A 16,440-nucleotide genomic window follows, 5' to 3' on the forward strand; every position below is an offset into this window, starting at 1 on the left:
TCAGTACCTCGAAAGAACTAAACCGGGACGTGCGCGTCTTTGCCTATGTGCGTCTTGAAAGCTACGCCGGCGCAGCCAACCTGGACAGCCCGCTGCACCTGCAATCGACTGGCAGTTCGGTCGGCCTGGCCGTGGCCTGGACGCTGGGCCGTTCCGAGCGCCGCGCCGCCAGCCTGTGACCGAATTTCGCGCCACGTAGCGGCAAGTCACGCACTGTTTGGCACCTTTGGTCGCATGGCGCTGGTGGGCAGCAGCAAGGCCCGGCACAGTCCAGTCATCGCCTGACACTTCAAGGACCTGACCGTGCCTTATCGAATTTTCACCATGCAGCCGGAGCCTGGCCCGGCCAATGGACCGGCGGCCGGGCACTATAGTAAGGGCTTGACCGGCCGCCAATGCCTGCACCCGACCATTTTTCGAAGGAACGCTCCATGAGCCCCGCCATGACCCCGGAAGAGATCGACCGCCTGGCGCGCAAGCGCGCCGGGAAAAAAATCGGCTGGTACATCCACGCCTTTGTTTATATCGTCGTCAACATCGGTCTGGCCCTGCTGTCGAGCTTCAGCGGTCGCCACTGGGCCGTGTTCCCGGCACTTGGTTGGGGTTTGGGGCTGCTGGTGCACGGTCTGGTGGTATTCGTCCAACCTTTCGGCAGCGGCTTTCGCGAGCGCCTGGTGCAGCAGGAACGGGAACGCTTGCAACAACAACAGCGCAAGCCCTGACTCCCATGACGTCAAAGACCGTCGAGCGCTGGGCGGCACTCACGCTGCTGCAGCACAGCCTGCCCAGCCTGACCATCAACACCGTCATCGCCCTGAGCCTGACGGCTTTTGGCGACGGCGATTTTGCCACCAACCTGGTCTATTCGCACTGCATCGGCATCAGCATCTGGCTGCTGATCGAAGTGGGCCTGCATTTCCTGATGCCCAACCGCAAACAGCAATGGCGCCGCCTCTATCTGATCGTGCCGCTGGCTGTCACCGCGGGCTACCTGGTGGGCCTGTACACGGCGGCCTGGCTGATGGGTCATCAAACCGAGGGCATCTGGTCCGAGCATCCGCGTCTGGTGCTTGGCTATCTGCTGATGAGCCTGGCCGCCGGCGGCGCCATGAGTTATTACTTCCTGAGCCGCGAGCAACTGGCGGCCGCGCGTGAAGACACGGCGCAGGCCGCGGCCCAGACCGAAACGGCCCAGCGTCAAGCGACCGAGTCGAAACTGCTGCTGCTGCAAAGCCAGTTGGAGCCGCACATGCTGTTCAACACACTGGCCAATCTGCGCGCCTTGATTGGCACCAATCCGGTCGCCGCCACCGACATGCTGGACCGGCTCAACGCCTACCTGCGCGCTACCCTGTCGGCCTCGCGCGCCAGCTCGCACAGCGTGCGCGCCGAATTCGACCGCCTGCACGATTACCTGGAACTGATGGCGGTGCGCATGGGGCCGCGCCTGCGCTACACACTGGACCTGCCGCCCGAACTGGCCGAGCTGGCGATGCCGCCCCTGCTGCTGCAACCGTTGGTGGAGAACGCCATCAAACACGGGCTGGAACCCAAGGTGGAAGGCGGCAGCATCACGGTGCGGGCGCGCCTTGCGGCGGGACGGCTGACGCTGGAAGTGCAGGACAGCGGTGTCGGCCTGCCTGCCGGTGCGGCCACGGCGCAGGGCTTTGGCCTGGCGCAGGTGCGCGAACGGCTGGCCACCAGTTATGGCGCGCAAGGCACGCTCGAACTGACCGCCGGCGCCGCTGCCGGCACCAGCGTCAGCGTCACATTTCCTTCCGAACCATGAGCCCGCCATGAGCCAAGCCGCCACCGCCCTGATCGCCGAAGACGAACCGCTGCTGGCCGCCGCGCTGCAGGCCGAACTGGCGCGCGTCTGGCCCGAACTGCAAATTCTGGCCGTGGTGGGTGACGGCGTGTCGGCCGTCACGCAGGCGCTGCGGCTCAAGCCCGACGTGCTGTTCTTCGACATCCGCATGCCGGGCCTGAACGGCCTGGAGGCCGCGGCCGAACTGGCGGACGCCTGGAACTCCGACGGCCAAGGCGGCACGCCGTTTCCGGCGCTGGTGTTTGTCACCGCCTACGACCAGTACGCCATGGCCGCCTTCGAGGCGCAGGCGATGGACTACCTGCTCAAGCCGGTGCAAAGCGGGCGGCTGCAAAAGACCGTGACCAAACTACAGCAGGCGCTGGTCAACCGGTCGCAAGCGGCTGCCAATTTCGAAACCACCCTGGGCCAGTTGCGCGGCCTGCTGGGCGCCAGTGCGCAGGCACCGGTGGCGCCGCTGAAAGTGATCCAGGCCAGCGTCGGCAGCACCATACGCATGGTGCCGGTGCCGGAGGTGGATTATTTCGAGGCCGCGGACAAATACGTGCGGGTGCTGACAGCCAGCCGCGAATACCTGATACGCACGCCCCTGAAGGAACTGCTACCGCAACTCGATGGCAACGCCTTCTGGCAAATCCACCGTGGCACGGTGGTCAACGCCGAACGCATCGACAGCGTGACGCGCGACGAAGCCGGCAAGCTCAGCGTCACCCTGCGCGGCCGGCCCGAGAAGCTGCCGGTAAGCCGCCTCTACGCACACTTGTTCAAGGCGATGTAGTTCCCGTTGCCAGGTTCGCAACGGGCGGCATCTGAGCCAGTTTTTCGCACGCCAGGCGCGTCTGATCATCCACGGGGAAGTAACTCTCCATGCGCAATTCATCCAGGGTGATCTGCTGCGGTGCAGAGAAACTGGTGACCACGGTCAAGAACCGCAGCGTGAGCGGACCACGTTCCAGCCACAGCGAGAGGGTCGGTTCACTGGCGCTTGAAAAGTCCGGCTGGCGCCAGTATTGCGGCACATCGGGATAGGCCAGCACGCGCTCCAGCAAGGCCCAAAGACCGGCATCGTCGGGCCGGCTCAAGGCCTCGCGATGCAGGCGAGCCACCATGTACTGCCCCACCTGTGACCAGTTCTTGAGAAAAGGGCGCGCCAATTGGGGGTCAAACACCAGCGCATACAGATTCAGCGGCAGCAACCAACGGGCCGGCTCCAGCACGAAGCGCGAGAACACGGCATTGGCGGCATGGTTGGCGCGAAGAACGTCATAGCCGGCGTTCATCACCACCAGGGGAAACGGTTCCTGCTGGTGCAGCATGCGCGCGATGGTCATGTCGATGGCCGGGTCGATGGCTTCCAGTGCCGGCTCAAGAAAGCGCTCCGCGAACAAAGCCGCGCGCAGCACCGTGTTTTGATCGCGCAGGGGAACCGCCAGCGTGCTCAGCAGGCGCAGCACCATCTCCTCGCTGGGGCGGGCTCGGCCCGACTCCAAAAAGCTCAGGTGGCGCGCCGACACGTCGGCCGCCAGGGCCAGATCGAGCTGCGACATGCCGCGCCGGCCGCGCCAGTATTTGAGCAATGCACTGAATAGTTTGTCGGCCATGCGGGCACTTTAGCAGCCACGTACTGACCGGCAATTACCTGCGCAGGTAATTGCCGGGCGTCGCCAGGATAGGCACCATCGGAAACCTCTTCACCAAGGAAATTGCCATGAACCGAAAAATCTTTCTGAGCCTTGCCGCCGTCATCGCCCTGGGCGTTGGCAGCGTCGCCCTGTTGTTCCCCGCCGACTTGCTGGCCAGCAAGGGCACCGTGCCCAGCGAAGCCGCCAACGTGTGGATGCGCGAGGTCGGCGTGCTGCTGCTCAGCCTCGGCGTCATCGCCGGCCTGATGCGCGGTCATGCCGACTCACCCACCCTGAAGACCTTGATGCTGGGCAACCTGCTGGTGCAACTGGGACTGTTTCTAACGGAGATTGTTGGTTATGCCAACGGCGTGATCACCAAGTTGTCCGGCGTGCTGCCGAGCTCCGCTTTGAACCTGCTGCTGGCAGCCGGCTTTGCCTACTTCTGGGTCACTATGGGAACTTCCAAAGAACCTGCCGCAAGAGGTTCTCGCTGATTCGGAACAACTGATGGCATGCCAAACCCCGTTCAGCGTACTGTGAGGATCAGGCTGGTGGGGCGCTCAGCGCAGCGGCATGAAGGAGGAGACCGAAGGTCGGGGGACAGCCGCGGAGCTGAGCGCCCCGCCAGCCTGATCTCTCATACAGAATTGGTGTGCGAGCAGCGCAAACCACCAGCGCTCGTTGCCGAGGGTGCCGCAGGCCTTCTACTGGTATCCGTTCCAGCGCATCAGCCGGTGGTCCTTGGCTTCCTTGAGCAGGTCGCGCGAATGCTTGGCCAGCACGGTGTCGGGACCGCCCAGGCCATCGAGTTCCAGCGCCAGCGCCTGGATGGCGACGCCGTAGTCGCCTTCGGCGGACTTGGTCAGCCAGCGCCGGGCCAGCATCACGTTGCGGCCGACCCCCTCGCCCTCGGCATAGGCGTTGGACAGCAAAAACATGGCTTGCGGATTGCCCTGCCGGCTAGCTTCCTGCAACCAGTAAACGGACAGCTCCGGGCTCGCCGCAACGCCCTGCCCGTACTTGGCCATTCTGGCCAGCATGAAGCTGGCTTGGCGGTCGTTCTGCTTGGCCGCCGCCTCGAACCAGACCCAGGCCTGGGTGAAGTCCTGCGGCAAGCCCAAGCTGCCTTCATGCAAAGCCTTGGCCAGATGAAACTGGGCTTTGGCGTCGCCCCCGGCAGCAGCTTTTTGCAGCCAGGCCACCGCTTCGGTCTGCGTCAGAGGCGTTTGCGCCCGCACCAAGCCCAACTCGCGTTGCGCCACCGGCAGGCCCTGACGCGCCCAGCGCGTCAGGCGGTCGATGGCAGCCGGCTGGTGGGCCTGCAAGGCCAGCATACCGGTCGATTCAATTTGCGAGCTGGTGGGCGGCCCGTCATCCGGCAGCGCACAGGAAAACAACAACACCAGCAGCGGAATCGAAAACCATGCCTTCATTGATTCAGATCGATGGCATATTTGGCAAAGCCGCTGGCATCCAGGACGCCCTCGGCCTTCACCCGGCTCAGGCCCAGCGTTTGCGCGATCGCCAGCTTGCCCGGTGCCGAGCGCAGGATCACGGGGCCGGCGGTAGCCACCTTGACAAAGCTCCAGCTTTGTGCCGTGCCGTTTTTGGCAGCCGTGACCTTGCCCTGTTTCCTGACATAGTTGCTGACCACGGCCTGGTTCGCATCGGGCGACTTGATGATGGTCTTGCTGCCATCGATGCCGGGGAAATTGCCGCCGCCGCTGGCGCGGTAATCGTTGGTGGCGACGATGAAGTCGTCGCCGGCGGCCACGGCTTTGCCGGCATAGGTGAGGTTGACGATGCGGCTGCCCACCGGTTTGGTGACGTCGATCTGGTACTGCAAGGCGTTGTTCTCGGCGTAGAACACATCGTAGTTGTAGATCGTCGAGTAAGACGGCACCAGGTCCTGCTCACCGCCCTTGTTCGGGTCAATGGTGGCGAACTGCTTGGCCGCCGCCTCCAGCCAGTTCTTGAGGTCCGAGCCCTTGATCTTGACGGCTTGCAGATTGTTATTGCCATACAGGTACAGGTCGCCCGGATTGCGCACCTGCAAGCCAAACGGTGCCGCCGCCGTTGCCCCCGGTGCCACGTCGGTGAAATCGGTCGGCCCGTTGCGTCCGGCCTTGAACGGCGCACTGCAGGAAATCACCGGAATCGATTTGTAGCTGGCGAGGGTGGCGTCGGTGGAACTGGCAATGAAGTTCTTCACGTAGTCGAGCTGGGCCTGATTCACGATCTGGATCGCACTGACATCGCCCACCAGTGCAAAGTAGGCCGACATCTCGAAGTCGGTGGTGGTTCCCAGCGGCTGCGTGGCGTAGGCGATGGTGGCCTTGTGCTCGGCATCGATCAGCGGCGCAACGCTGGCGTCGGCCGCCACATTGGTGACGCCGTCGGTGTATTTGAAGCCGCGCGATTCCACGCTGGCCTGGTCTTTTTGCACCACCCATTTGCCAGCCTGGTATTTCAGCACCATCTTGATGATGCCCAGGCGCCGGCCCCAGCTCTGCCCCATCACGGTGGGAACCCCGTTGACCAAGCCCTTGACGGCGTCCACCTGATCGGTTGGCAAGGCCGCCAGCGAAGCATCCAGGGCCGGGCCGCCCGGCTCCTTGGCCTTCGGAAAAATCAGATGCGAGTGCCCGACCATCAGCGCGTCGATGCCAGTGGTGGTCAAGTGCAGGCTGCCGTTTTCCATCTTCGGGCTGTAAGGCGAGGCATCCAGTCCGCCATGCGACAGCGCCACCACCAGGTCGGCGCCCTTGCTGCGCAATTCAGGCACATATTTTTTAGCCGACTCCTGGACACCGTTGACGGCCACCTTGTCGGCCAAATTCTTCTGGTCCCAGTCCATGATCTGCGGCGGCACAAAGCCCAGGATGCCGACGTTGAGCTTCACGCTGATCAAGGCGCCATCGGGCTGGGTCGCGGTGAATTGTTTTTCGATCAAGGCGTAGGGTTTGAAGATCGGCTGCTGGCTGCTGACGCCCACCACGTTGGAAAGTACCAGCGGGTAGTTGGGCGCGCCGCAGTTGGCGCCTTTTTGCACGCCGGGAACGCCGAAATCGGTGTTGCTGACCTGGCTCAGAAAATCCAGACCGTAGTTGAACTCGTGGTTGCCCAGGCCGCCGCCGTCGAATTTCAGGGCATTCATGACCTTGTGCAAGGCCAGCGTGCCGCTGCAGCTCACCGGCGACGCCACCGCCTGATAGTCGCCCAGCAAAGTGCCCTGGATATTGTCGCCATCGTCCAGCAACACCGTGTTGGCGTTTTCGGCACGCGCCGCCTTGATCAGCGTCGCGGTGCGCTCCAGGCCCAGACTGGTATCGGCTTTCAGGCCGTAGTAGTCGTAGCTGAGCAGGTTCTGATGGATGTCGGTGGTCTCCAGCAGTGCGACATTGAGCGTGGTGCCTTCGGGGATCCCGCTATCGCTGCCGCAAGCAGTCAAAACAGCCAGTGCGACAGCCGACAAGGATAATATTTTGTACATGCATTCTTTCGAAAAATGGGTCTGAAAAACAGCGGCGCAATGAGCCCGAAGAAGGGCCGGCGCACGCCGTCGGCCCCGATTGACGGGACGCACTTTGAATGTTGCAGATCAAAGTGACAGCCTCGTGACAGGCACCCTGGAGCGAGCTGCTTTTGGCCAGCCAAGCCCAGCAGAAAACTCAGTCGATCAGGCGATCGCCTTCATGAAACGGAAAAGGTCCGTTGAACAAGCCGCTGGCCACCTGGTGGCTGACCAGCCGACCACCATGCGGCAATGCATGCAGGCCAAAGCCGGGCGGCTCCAGCGTCCAGTTTGAGGCGGCATCCGCCGCCAGGTCCAGACAGACCTGGTGCGCCGGTGACGGTTGGGTCGCCGCCAGCGTGCCGCCAAAGCGCACCTGAATGGCGCGGTGCAAGTGGCCGCAAATCACACGCTCCACGTTGGGGTGCCGCGCCACCAGCGCCTCCAGCTCGGCCGCGCCGTCCAGCAGACCGATGGCATCCATGTGGCCGATCAGGGTCTGGAACGGCGGGTGATGCATGGCAATGACGACGGGTCGGCCCCGATGCGCCTCCAGTTGCTGCGCCAGCCATTGCAGACGCTCGCCGCACAGGCCGCCTTCGCTGGCGCCGGCGACCACGGTATCGAGCGCAATCAATTGCAGCGTGCCGACCGCCACGCCGAACTGGACAAAGCCGCTCACGCCCAGGTAGGCGTGCTCCGGAAATGCCTGACGCAGCTGAACGCGGTCGTCATGGTTGCCGGGCATCAGGTACACCGGCATCGCCAGCGGAGCCAGCAAGTCGCGCAGATGCCGATATTCGGCGGCGCGGCCGAAGTCGGTCAGGTCACCGGTGATGACCACGGCGTCGGGTTGCTGCGGCAGCCGACCGATGGTGGCTATGGCCTGTTTCAGATAGGGGGCCGTTTCGATCCGGCCATAGGCCAGACGGCCGGGCTCGCGGATGTGCAGGTCGGACAGTTGCAGCAGCAAGGTGGGCATGGGCAACTCCGCTCTCAGGCCGCTTCGTCGCAGGGGATCAGCCGGCTGGGCTGGATGCGCACGCCCACCGCATCGCCCGGCCGCGCGGCGTGATCGCGCCCTACATCGGCCGTCAGCGCGGGCTGGTCGGCCAGCGTCAGCGTGAGCTGCACCCGGTCGCCCAAAAAGCTGCGCCGCGCAATGGTGGCCCGGCCCCAGCCGTCAGCCATGGCGCCCACCTCGATGTCTTCCGGGCGCACCAGCAGCGTGGCGTGGCTGGCCCAAGCGTCCGGGCATGGCAGCGCCTGCCCGCCCAGCGGCACCACGTGGCCGGCGCGCGCCAGCGCGTCGCGCTGAAGCCGGTTGACGCGACCCAGAAAGCTCGCCACGAACGGGTGCCCCGGCGTGCGGTACAAGGTTTCGCCGTCGCCCACCTGCACGATGCGGCCGGCCTGCATCACGGCCAGCCGGTCGGCAATGGCCAGCGCCTCCTGCTGGTCGTGGGTGACGTAGATGGCGGTGATGTGCAGGCGGCGCAGCAGTTCGGCCAGCTCGTCGCGCAGCGATTCCTTGAGCTTGGCATCGAGCGCGGTCAGCGGTTCGTCCAGCAGCAAAACGCGCGGCCGCACCGCCACCGCGCGTGCCAGGGCCACGCGCTGGCGCTGGCCACCGGAGAGTTCCGCCGGACGCTTTTTCTCCAAGCCATTGAGGCGCACCAGGTCGACCAGTTCGCCGACGGTGCGCCGGCGCGTGGCTTCGTCGACGCCGCGAATGCGCAAGCCGTAGCCGATGTTGGCTTCCACCGTCATCTGCGGAAACAGCGCGTAATGCTGGAACACCATGCCGATGCCGCGCTTCTCGATCGGCGTGGCGGTGACGTCGCTGTTGCCGAACAGCAGGCGGCTGCCGCTGTCGGGCGTCTCCAGCCCGGCGACGATGCGCAGCAAGGTGGTCTTGCCGCAGCCCGATGGCCCCAGCAAGGCCAGCACCTCGGCCGGCTCGACCCGCAGCGACGTGGGCTGCAGGCCGCGCGTGCCATCAGGGTAGGTCTTGGCGCAGTCGATGATGTCGACGCGCGTGCGTTCAAATTCCATGGTGTCTTTCAATCAGGTTTCCGATCGCCTGCAAGCCCCATAGCACGGGCAGGATGACGAGCAGAAAGACCAAGGTGTAGGCGGAGCCGATTTCAATGCGCATCGAGGCGTAGCTGTCGGCCAGGCCCACCGGCAACGTGCGCGTCAACGGTGTATGCAGCATCCAGGTCAGGTTGAATTCACCGACCGACAGCGTGAACACCATCAGGCTGCCAGCCACGATGGCGGGCAGCACCACCGGCACCAGAATGCCCAGGAAGCGCTGGGCAAAGCCGGCGCCCAGCGAGCTGGCGGCTTCTTCCAGCGCGCGCAACTCGTCGCGTGCAAATGCAGCGCCCACGGTGCGCACCATGAACGGCAGGGTGAACACCATGTGGCCGACCAGGATGAAGGCAAAGCTTTGGCGAAAACCCCGCATCTGGCCGTAAGCCAGAATCAGCGCCAGCGCGGTGGCCAGGCCCGGCACCGCGACCGGCAGCGTCAGCAATTCCTCGAACAGACGCGCCGAGCGCGACTTGCTGCGCGCCAGCGCATAAGCGCAGGGCACGCCGATCAACAGGTTGCCCAACACGCACAGCAGGCCCAGCGCCAGCGACCAGACCACCGTGCCGCCGTAACTGTCCAGCACCTCCTGCAGCCAGCGCAGCGTGAGGCCGCTACTTAGCCCCAGGCTGTAGTTGTTGACCAGACCGGCCAATACCGACAGCCCCAGCGGCGCCAGCATGAAGACGCTGACCAGGGCGGTCAGCGCCAGCAGCAGCGGTGAGCGTTGACGGGCAATGCTCATGCTATCAAGCCCCCGCCGCCACCGGGCCGGCGGCCCGGCGCGCGGCAAACAAGGCCAGCCAGGTGATCAGGCCCAGCGTGATCGACAAGCTGGCCGCCAGCGCGAAGTTGGCGTAGTTGGTGAACTCGTTGTAGATCGTGATGGGCAACACCTCGAACTTGCTGGCCAGCGTGAAAGCAGTGCCGAAGGCGCCCATGGCAGTGGCAAACACGATCGCGCCGCAGGCCAGCGTGGTGGCGCCCAGCTCCGGCAGCCAGACGTCCCACACGACGCGCCAGCGCGAAGCGCCCAGCGAGCGCGAGGCCTCTTCCAGTTGCGCGTCCATCGCCGCCGCTGCCGCCGTGTAACTGGCAATCGCGCGCGGCAGTGAGAAATAGAGATAGGCTAGAAACAGCCCCGTCAGGCCATAGGCAAAAGTGCTGCGGCCCAGGCCCAGCCAGTCGGTCAGGTCGGCCACCAAACCCTGGCGACCGCCCAGCAGAATGATGAAGAAGCCGATGATGACGCCGGGAAAAGACAGCGGCAGCGTCAGCAGCGACAGCAGCAATTGCCGGCCGCGAAAGCGATGCCGCGCCAGCGCAATGCCCACGGCCGCACCCAGCACCAAGGTGAGCAATGTCACCGCCACTGAAAGTCCCAGCGTGTTGAGCAGACTCTGCAGATAGCGGCTGTCGCTCAACACGGCGAAGTAAGTGCGCCAGCCGTTCTGCGCCGGCAGCACCAGCAGTTGCACGATTGGCAGCAGCCAGAAGGCGGCAAAGAAAGCGACGGCGGGCGCCGCGCAGGCCCCCAGCCAGCGCCGGGAGGAAAGACTGCCGGAATGCATGTAGGGTCGCTTGCGCGCAGGCTTACTGCACTTGCTTCAGATAACGGTCGGAAAAGCCTTTTTGCGCCGCCGCCATCCGGGCATAGTCCACCGTTTTGGCACGCGCGTATTCGGCGGCCGGCAGGAAGCGTGATTTCACTTCGGCCGACATGGCGCTGGCGCGCACCGGGCGCAGATAGGCATTGGCCCAGATCGCCTGGCCTTCGTCGGACAGCACAAAGTCAAGCACCTTGCGTCCGTTGTCGGCCTGCGGCCCCTTGGCCACCAGGCTCATGACATACGGCACCACCAGGGTTCCCTCGACCGGGATCACGAACTGCACGTTCGCCTTGTCCTTGTACTTGGCGCGGTAGGCGTTGAAGTCGTAGTCCAGCAGGATCGCGATCTCGCCGGAGAGCACGCGCGCATAAGAGGTCTGCTTGGGCACGATCGGTTCGTTTTTCTGCAGCGCCTTGAAGTAGTCGATGCCGGGGCCGAAATTGTCCAGCGTGCCGCCGCGCGCCTGGTTCACCGCCACCGCGCCGACATAACCGACGAAGGCCGAGGCCGGGTCCAGGTAACCGATCAGACCTTTGTACTCGGGCTTGAGCAGGTCGGCCCAGGACTTGGGCACCGGCTTGCCCTTGAGCGCGTCGACATTGACCATGAAGCCCAACGTGCCTGAGTGAATGGTGAACCAGTGGCCTTGCGGGTCTTTCAGTCCGTCGGGAATGTCGTTCCAGGCGGCCGGCTTGTAGGCCGCAACGACGCCGTCTTTTTGCGCCTGAATGGCAAACGTGACGCCCAGGTAGGTCACGTCGGCGACCGGGCTGGCCTTCTCGGCCACCAGTTGCGCCAGCGACTGGCCGGAGTTCTTGTTGTCGGGTGGCACCGTGACGCCGGTCCTGGCCTTGATGGCGCGCAACTGGCTGCCCCAGTCGGCCCACTCCGGCGGGCAGTTGTAGCAAATGGCGGTTTGCGCCATCGCGGCAACACTGCCGGCCAGGCCCAGCGCCAGCAGGGCGCCGCGGGCAAATTTTTTCGACATGATCTTCACGGCTGATTCCTTATGAGTGATTGCGGGAAGTTCGCTGAACTGCGGCTTCTTCATTTCGATTAAAAGACATTCGTGTGACGAGCAGATGACAGAACCCGCCAACAGAAACACCCTCCGTGGGGATGCAAGCCGCCTTGCGTCCGCGTAAACTTCGCCCGGTAATTCGAAATCTGCATTTCGTCGCGTCCCGATGGCGACTCCGGCCCCGAAGGCGTACCTTCGCAGCCTCTGCGAAAGCACTTGAAACGTACCATCATGCCCATTCATCCCGCCCCTGCTCCCGAGCTGGCTGCCAGCCCTCTTCCCGGCCGTCGTCGTTGGGTCAAACTCACGCTGGCGGGCCTTTGCGTCGCCATCGCGATCGGCTCGCTGGTGGCCTGGCGGGTCAGTTCGGCCAAGAAGGAAGAGAAGAAACCGAACGCCCCGATCACCCTGGAATTCGCGCCCGCCGACCTGACCCAGGTGGAGTTGCGCAGCCTGTCCCGGACGCTGCCGTTTTCCGGCTCGCTGTCGCCGGTCATTCAATCGACGGTGAAGTCCAAGGTGTCGGGCGAAGTGCGACGGGTGCTGGCGCGCGAGGGCGAACGCGTCAACCAGGGACAGGTGCTGGCGCAGATCGACACCGCCGATTTGCAGGCCCGGCTGGATGCCCAGGTGGCGGCGCTGGAAGAAGCCAAGGCGCGCTGGTCGATGGCCGACAAGAACCGCGAATCCAACCTGAAGCTGCTGCAGCAGAACTTCATTTCGCAAAATGCCTTCGACACCGCCAACAGCACGTTCGAGGCCAGTGCGGCCTCGGTGCGCTCGGCCGAGGCGCAGGTGCGTCTGGCGCGCTATGCCATGCAGGACGCCGTGGTGCGCGCGCCGGTCAGCGGCATCCTGGCCAGGAAGATGGTCAACAGCGGCGAGAAGGTGGGGCCTGACAGCCCCATGTTCAGCGTGGTCGATCTCAGCAAAATGGAAATCGAGGCGCCGGCGCCGACCTCGGAGATTCCAGCCATCCAGGTCGGGCAAATTGCGTCATTCCAGGTCGATGGTTTCGGCGAGCGTGTTTTTGAAGGCCGCGTGGAACGCATCAATCCGATGACCGAGGCGGGATCGCGTTCCGTCACCCTGTACCTGTCGGTCGCCAACCGTGACGGCGTGCTCAAGGGCGGCATGTTCGTCAAGGGTTTGCTGGTGCTGGCCAGGACCCCGGCAACCCCCGTGGTGCCGATCACCGCGCTGCGCGAGGACGCCGGCCAGAGCTATGTCTTCACGCTCGAAGGCGGCAGAATAGTCAGACACAACGTCACGCTGGGTCTGCGTGAAGAGTCGGCCGGGCTGGTGCAAGTCAAGAGCGGACTGGCAGCCGGCGTGCAGGTGGTCAGCGCGCGCATGGTGGGGCTCAAAGCCGGCGCCAGTGCGCTGCTGAAGGCGCCGCAAACCGCCCCCGCAGTGCCACCCAGCGCCGCCAAAGCCGGCTAGGAGATCGGATCATGTGGATCACCAAGACCAGCATCAAGCAGCCGGTTTTCGCCACCATGGTGATGGTGGCGCTGCTGGTGCTGGGCATCTTTTCGTACAACCGGCTGCCGGTCGAACAGATGCCCAACGTCAGCAACCCCTATGTCTTCGTCTCGATCGCCTACCCCGGCGCCTCGCCGGAGCAGGTTGAAAACGACCTCATCAAGCCGATCGAAAATGTGCTCAACACCGTCAACGGTGTCAAGAAGATTTACGCCACCACGCGCGAGGGCGTGGGCTTTTTGCAAGCGGAATTCCGCTTGAGCACCGACATGGCGGCCGCGACCCAGGAAGTGCGCGACAAGGTGGCGCAGATCCGTCCCGGTTTCCCGCGCGAGGCAAAAGACCCGCTGGTCAGCCGCGCCGACTGGCAGGACCAGCAACCGGTGGTCAACCTGGCGGTGATCTCGGACCAGCACAACCCGCGCGAACTCTCCACCCTGACCGACCAGATCATCGTCAAGCGCCTGCAGAATGCGCCCGGCGTCGGCGCCGTCAACGTCAGCGGCAGCGTGGTGCGCCAGGTGCTGATCTACCTGAAGCCGGCGCAGATGCAGTCCCTCGGGGTCGGCGTCGACCAGGTGATTGCGGCGATCCAGGCCAGCAACCAGGACTTTCCCTCCGGCACCATCAGCAGCGGCGCCACCGAGCAACTGGTGCGGGTGGAAGGCAAGCTCAAGGAGCCCAAGGACTTCGAGAAAATCATCGTCACCCGCCAGGGCGGCGCGCCGGTCTATTTGCAGCAGGTGGCGCAAGTGGTCGATGGCGAACAGGAAGAAACCTCGATCGCCCGCATCAACGGTCAGCGCTCCATCGGCGTCGCTGTCTTCAAGGTGCAGGACGCCAATATCGTGGAGACCGGCGAAGGCGTGCGCCAGGCGGTTGAAGACCTGCGCAAGCTGCTGCCGCCGGGGGTCCAGATCAAGACCATCTATGCCACCTCGGACGGCATCAAGAGCTCGCTCGACAACGTCAAGGCGACGATTCTGGAAGGGGCCTTGCTGACGGTGCTGATCGTCTTCATGTTCCTGCATTCGTGGCGCAGCACCATCATCACCGGGCTGACCTTGCCGATCGCGGTGCTGGCCACCTTCATCGCCTTGTACGCGTTCGGCTTCACGCTGAATTTTCTGACCCTGATGGCCTTGAGCCTGTGCATCGGGCTGCTGATCGACGACGCCATCGTGGTGCGCGAAAACATCGTGCGCCATCTGGGCATGGGCAAGAGCCACTTCCGGGCCGCCAACGAGGGCACCGAGGAAATCGGCCTGGCGGTGATGGCCACCACCTTTGCCATCATCGCGGTGTTTGTGCCGATCGCCTTCATGAGCGGCATCATCGGGCGCTACTTCCTGCAGTTCGGCATTACCGTGGCGGTGGCGGTGCTGGTTTCCCTGTTCGTCAGCTTCACACTGGACCCGATGCTGTCCTCGATCTGGCTGGACCCGGCCGGCGACCGCTTCAAGCGCGCGCCCTGGCTGGGACGGCTGATGAACCGGGTCGAACAAGGGGTGCAGAAGGCGCACCGAATTTATGGCGCCCTGCTGAACTGGGCGCTGTTGCACCGGATCAAGGTGCTGCTGATCGCAACGGCCCTGTTCCTTGCCAGTTTCGCCATCGTGCCGCTGGTGGGCACCGAATTCGTGCCGGAGAACGACGAGGGCTTCATCTCCCTGCGGCTCAACACACCGATCGGCTCCAGCCTGGAATACACCGACGCCAAGGCGCATCAGGCGGAGGACGCCTTGAAGACCTTCCCCGAAATCGTGATCGCCGAAACCAATGTCGGCACCGACGACGGCAAGAACTACGCGCGCATCAACCTGAAACTCTCCGAGCAGAAGATCACGCACCGGCGCTCGCAGAAGGAACTGGAAAAAGCGATTCGCGCCAAGCTCGCCAGCATCGCCGGCGTCGAACTCTCGGTCGGCTGGAACAAGCCGATCTTCATCTCGATCCTCGGGCCCGATGCGCAGAAACTCACCGAGTTGTCGCAGGGCGTGATGAAGGAAGTGGCCAAGATCAAAGGCATCACCGACCTGGAAAGCAGCGAGCGCGGCGCCAACCCGACGCTGGCGATTCGCGTCAACAACGAACTGGCCAGCGACCTGGGCCTGAGCACGGCGCAGATCGGCCAGGCGCTGCGCCCGCTGATCGCCGGCGACACCATTTCGCACTGGCAAGCGGCCGACGGCCAGAACTACGACGTCAACGTGCGCTTGCCCAAATCCGGCCGGCGCATCGCCGGCGACCTGGGCGACCTGTACCTGACCAGCAGCCGCACTCATGCCGACGGCACGCCGCAGATGGTGCTGCTGCGCCAGGTGGCCGAGTTCGTCCCGACCTTCAGCGCGCAGCAGGTCAAGCGCATGGACCTGCAACGCCGCGTCTCGCTCTATGCCGGCGTCGAGGGCCGCCCTTCCGGCGACGCCGGCAGCGAGGTCGAGGCGCTGCTGAAAAAGATGGAGCCCGAGCTGCCGCCCGGCTACCGTTTCAACGTCGGCGGGCAAACGCAGGACATGAACGAGTCGTTCAGCGCCATGCTGGCGGCGCTGGGCATGGCCGTCATCTTCATCTACCTGATCCTGGCCTCGCAGTTCGGCAGCTTTGTGCAGCCGCTGGCGATCATGGCATCCTTGCCGCTGGCCTTGATCGGCGTCTTTCTGGCGTTGCTGATCACCGGAACCACGCTCAATCTATTCTCCATGATCGGCTTCATCATGCTGATGGGGCTGGTGACCAAGAACGCCATCCTGCTGGTCGACTTCACGAACCAGGGCGTGCGCGAGGGCAAGTCGCGCAACCAGGCGATCTTCGATGCCGGCCAGGTGCGCCTGCGCCCGATCCTGATGACCACCCTGGCGATGGTCTTCGGCATGCTGCCGATGTCGCTGGGCCTGGGCGACGGCGGCCAGACGCAAGCGCCGATGGGCCGCGCCATCATCGGCGGCGTCATCACCTCCACCCTGCTGACCCTGGTGGTGGTGCCGGTGCTCTACACCTATCTGGACGCCTGGGGCGCCAAGGCCAAGGCCTGGTTCACCCGCAACGCACAGACCCCCAGCGACGCCGCGCCGCAGCCGCACGCCGGCGGCGGCAGCGGCGCCGACCCGGTGCTGTCGGACAAGCATTCCGACTATTGATGTTTGCGGAATTCACCAGTTGTCATTGCGGACTTGATCCGCAATCCATGCGAGTTGTCATTGCGGACCTGATCCGCAATCCATGGATCCCGGGTCAAGCCCGGGATGACAGCTACCGGG

14 protein-coding genes are annotated in these 16,440 nt (G+C 64.4%); 6 read left to right on the forward strand and 8 right to left on the reverse strand.

What is annotated here, in order from left to right:
• Positions 1-431: 431 nt before the first annotated feature.
• From PHS32_RS16285 to PHS32_RS16295, 3 genes are read left to right on the forward strand one after another with little or no spacing between them, the layout of a single operon-like run.
• The gene (locus PHS32_RS16285; RefSeq protein ID WP_301080104.1) at positions 432-722 is read left to right on the forward strand and encodes a 2TM domain-containing protein; all 291 of its coding nucleotides are present in this window, start codon (positions 432-434) and stop codon (positions 720-722) included.
• 5 nt (positions 723-727) lie between these two features.
• Positions 728-1,789, forward strand: coding sequence for a histidine kinase (locus PHS32_RS16290; protein ID WP_301080105.1), 1,062 nt, complete (start codon positions 728-730; stop codon positions 1,787-1,789).
• 7 nt (positions 1,790-1,796) lie between these two features.
• Positions 1,797-2,606, forward strand: coding sequence for a LytTR family DNA-binding domain-containing protein (locus PHS32_RS16295; RefSeq protein WP_301080106.1), 810 nt, complete (start codon positions 1,797-1,799; stop codon positions 2,604-2,606).
• On the opposite strand, the gene PHS32_RS16300 is transcribed toward PHS32_RS16295, so the two are convergent.
• Positions 2,593-3,429, reverse strand: coding sequence for a helix-turn-helix transcriptional regulator (locus tag PHS32_RS16300; protein ID WP_301080107.1), 837 nt, complete (start codon positions 3,427-3,429; stop codon positions 2,593-2,595). The genes PHS32_RS16295 and PHS32_RS16300 overlap by 14 nt on opposite strands.
• 107 nt (positions 3,430-3,536) lie before the next feature.
• Here PHS32_RS16300 and PHS32_RS16305 point away from each other — a divergent pair, with 107 nt between their 5' ends.
• Positions 3,537-3,947: a hypothetical protein gene (locus PHS32_RS16305; protein WP_301080108.1), complete on the forward strand. Its 411-nt coding sequence runs from the start codon at positions 3,537-3,539 to the stop codon at positions 3,945-3,947.
• 210 nt (positions 3,948-4,157) lie between these two features.
• Here PHS32_RS16305 and PHS32_RS16310 read toward each other — a convergent pair whose 3' ends face one another.
• From PHS32_RS16310 to PHS32_RS16340, 7 genes are all read right to left on the reverse strand, one after another.
• Entirely contained in the window at positions 4,158-4,886 is a 729-nt protein-coding gene (locus tag PHS32_RS16310; protein ID WP_301080109.1) for a tetratricopeptide repeat protein, read from the reverse strand.
• The gene (locus tag PHS32_RS16315; protein ID WP_301080110.1) at positions 4,883-6,946 is read right to left on the reverse strand and encodes a bifunctional 2',3'-cyclic-nucleotide 2'-phosphodiesterase/3'-nucleotidase; all 2,064 of its coding nucleotides are present in this window, start codon (positions 6,944-6,946) and stop codon (positions 4,883-4,885) included. Before PHS32_RS16315 ends, PHS32_RS16310 begins: the two co-directional genes overlap by 4 nt.
• 178 nt (positions 6,947-7,124) lie before the next feature.
• Positions 7,125-7,949: a phosphodiesterase gene (locus PHS32_RS16320; protein WP_301080111.1), complete on the reverse strand. Its 825-nt coding sequence runs from the start codon at positions 7,947-7,949 to the stop codon at positions 7,125-7,127.
• A 14-nt stretch (positions 7,950-7,963) separates the two neighbouring features.
• On the reverse strand, positions 7,964-9,022 hold the full coding sequence (locus PHS32_RS16325; protein WP_301080112.1) for an ABC transporter ATP-binding protein: 1,059 nt from the start codon (positions 9,020-9,022) through the stop codon (positions 7,964-7,966).
• A complete protein-coding gene (locus PHS32_RS16330) occupies positions 9,012-9,809 on the reverse strand; it encodes an ABC transporter permease subunit (protein ID WP_301080113.1) in 798 nt (265 codons plus the stop codon). Before PHS32_RS16330 ends, PHS32_RS16325 begins: the two co-directional genes overlap by 11 nt.
• Before the next feature lie 4 nt (positions 9,810-9,813).
• Positions 9,814-10,635, reverse strand: coding sequence for an ABC transporter permease subunit (locus tag PHS32_RS16335; protein ID WP_301080114.1), 822 nt, complete (start codon positions 10,633-10,635; stop codon positions 9,814-9,816).
• 22 nt (positions 10,636-10,657) lie between these two features.
• Entirely contained in the window at positions 10,658-11,662 is a 1,005-nt protein-coding gene (locus PHS32_RS16340; protein WP_301080115.1) for an ABC transporter substrate-binding protein, read from the reverse strand.
• 264 nt (positions 11,663-11,926) lie between these two features.
• On the opposite strand from PHS32_RS16340, the gene PHS32_RS16345 reads away from it, so the two are divergent.
• Together PHS32_RS16345 and PHS32_RS16350 are read left to right on the forward strand one after the other, a co-directional pair.
• Positions 11,927-13,138 carry an efflux RND transporter periplasmic adaptor subunit gene (locus PHS32_RS16345; protein ID WP_301080116.1) on the forward strand — a complete coding sequence of 404 codons (1,212 nt, stop codon included), beginning with the start codon at positions 11,927-11,929 and terminating at the stop codon, positions 13,136-13,138.
• Between the two features lie 11 nt (positions 13,139-13,149).
• Positions 13,150-16,320, forward strand: coding sequence for an efflux RND transporter permease subunit (locus PHS32_RS16350; RefSeq protein WP_301080117.1), 3,171 nt, complete (start codon positions 13,150-13,152; stop codon positions 16,318-16,320).
• Positions 16,321-16,440: the final 120 nt, after the last annotated feature.

Origin of the sequence: Rhodoferax sp., from assembly GCF_028714215.1 — a bacterium.
Classification (GTDB): domain Bacteria; phylum Pseudomonadota; class Gammaproteobacteria; order Burkholderiales; family Burkholderiaceae_C; genus Rhodoferax.

Bases quoted from the DNA above. Each gene is read 5' to 3' on its own strand.
- PHS32_RS16285 (WP_301080104.1), top strand. From the start codon at position 432: ATGAGCCCCGCCATGACCCCGGAAGAGATCGACCGCCTGGCGCGCAAG.
- PHS32_RS16290 (WP_301080105.1), top strand. From the start codon at position 728: ATGACGTCAAAGACCGTCGAGCGCTGGGCGGCACTCACGCTGCTGCAG.
- PHS32_RS16295 (WP_301080106.1), top strand. From the start codon at position 1,797: ATGAGCCAAGCCGCCACCGCCCTGATCGCCGAAGACGAACCGCTGCTG.
- PHS32_RS16300 (WP_301080107.1), bottom strand. From the start codon at position 3,429: ATGGCCGACAAACTATTCAGTGCATTGCTCAAATACTGGCGCGGCCGG.
- PHS32_RS16305 (WP_301080108.1), top strand. From the start codon at position 3,537: ATGAACCGAAAAATCTTTCTGAGCCTTGCCGCCGTCATCGCCCTGGGC.
- PHS32_RS16310 (WP_301080109.1), bottom strand. From the start codon at position 4,886: ATGAAGGCATGGTTTTCGATTCCGCTGCTGGTGTTGTTGTTTTCCTGT.
- PHS32_RS16315 (WP_301080110.1), bottom strand. From the start codon at position 6,946: ATGTACAAAATATTATCCTTGTCGGCTGTCGCACTGGCTGTTTTGACT.
- PHS32_RS16320 (WP_301080111.1), bottom strand. From the start codon at position 7,949: ATGCCCACCTTGCTGCTGCAACTGTCCGACCTGCACATCCGCGAGCCC.
- PHS32_RS16325 (WP_301080112.1), bottom strand. From the start codon at position 9,022: ATGGAATTTGAACGCACGCGCGTCGACATCATCGACTGCGCCAAGACC.
- PHS32_RS16330 (WP_301080113.1), bottom strand. From the start codon at position 9,809: ATGAGCATTGCCCGTCAACGCTCACCGCTGCTGCTGGCGCTGACCGCC.
- PHS32_RS16335 (WP_301080114.1), bottom strand. From the start codon at position 10,635: ATGCATTCCGGCAGTCTTTCCTCCCGGCGCTGGCTGGGGGCCTGCGCG.
- PHS32_RS16340 (WP_301080115.1), bottom strand. From the start codon at position 11,662: ATGTCGAAAAAATTTGCCCGCGGCGCCCTGCTGGCGCTGGGCCTGGCC.
- PHS32_RS16345 (WP_301080116.1), top strand. From the start codon at position 11,927: ATGCCCATTCATCCCGCCCCTGCTCCCGAGCTGGCTGCCAGCCCTCTT.
- PHS32_RS16350 (WP_301080117.1), top strand. From the start codon at position 13,150: ATGTGGATCACCAAGACCAGCATCAAGCAGCCGGTTTTCGCCACCATG.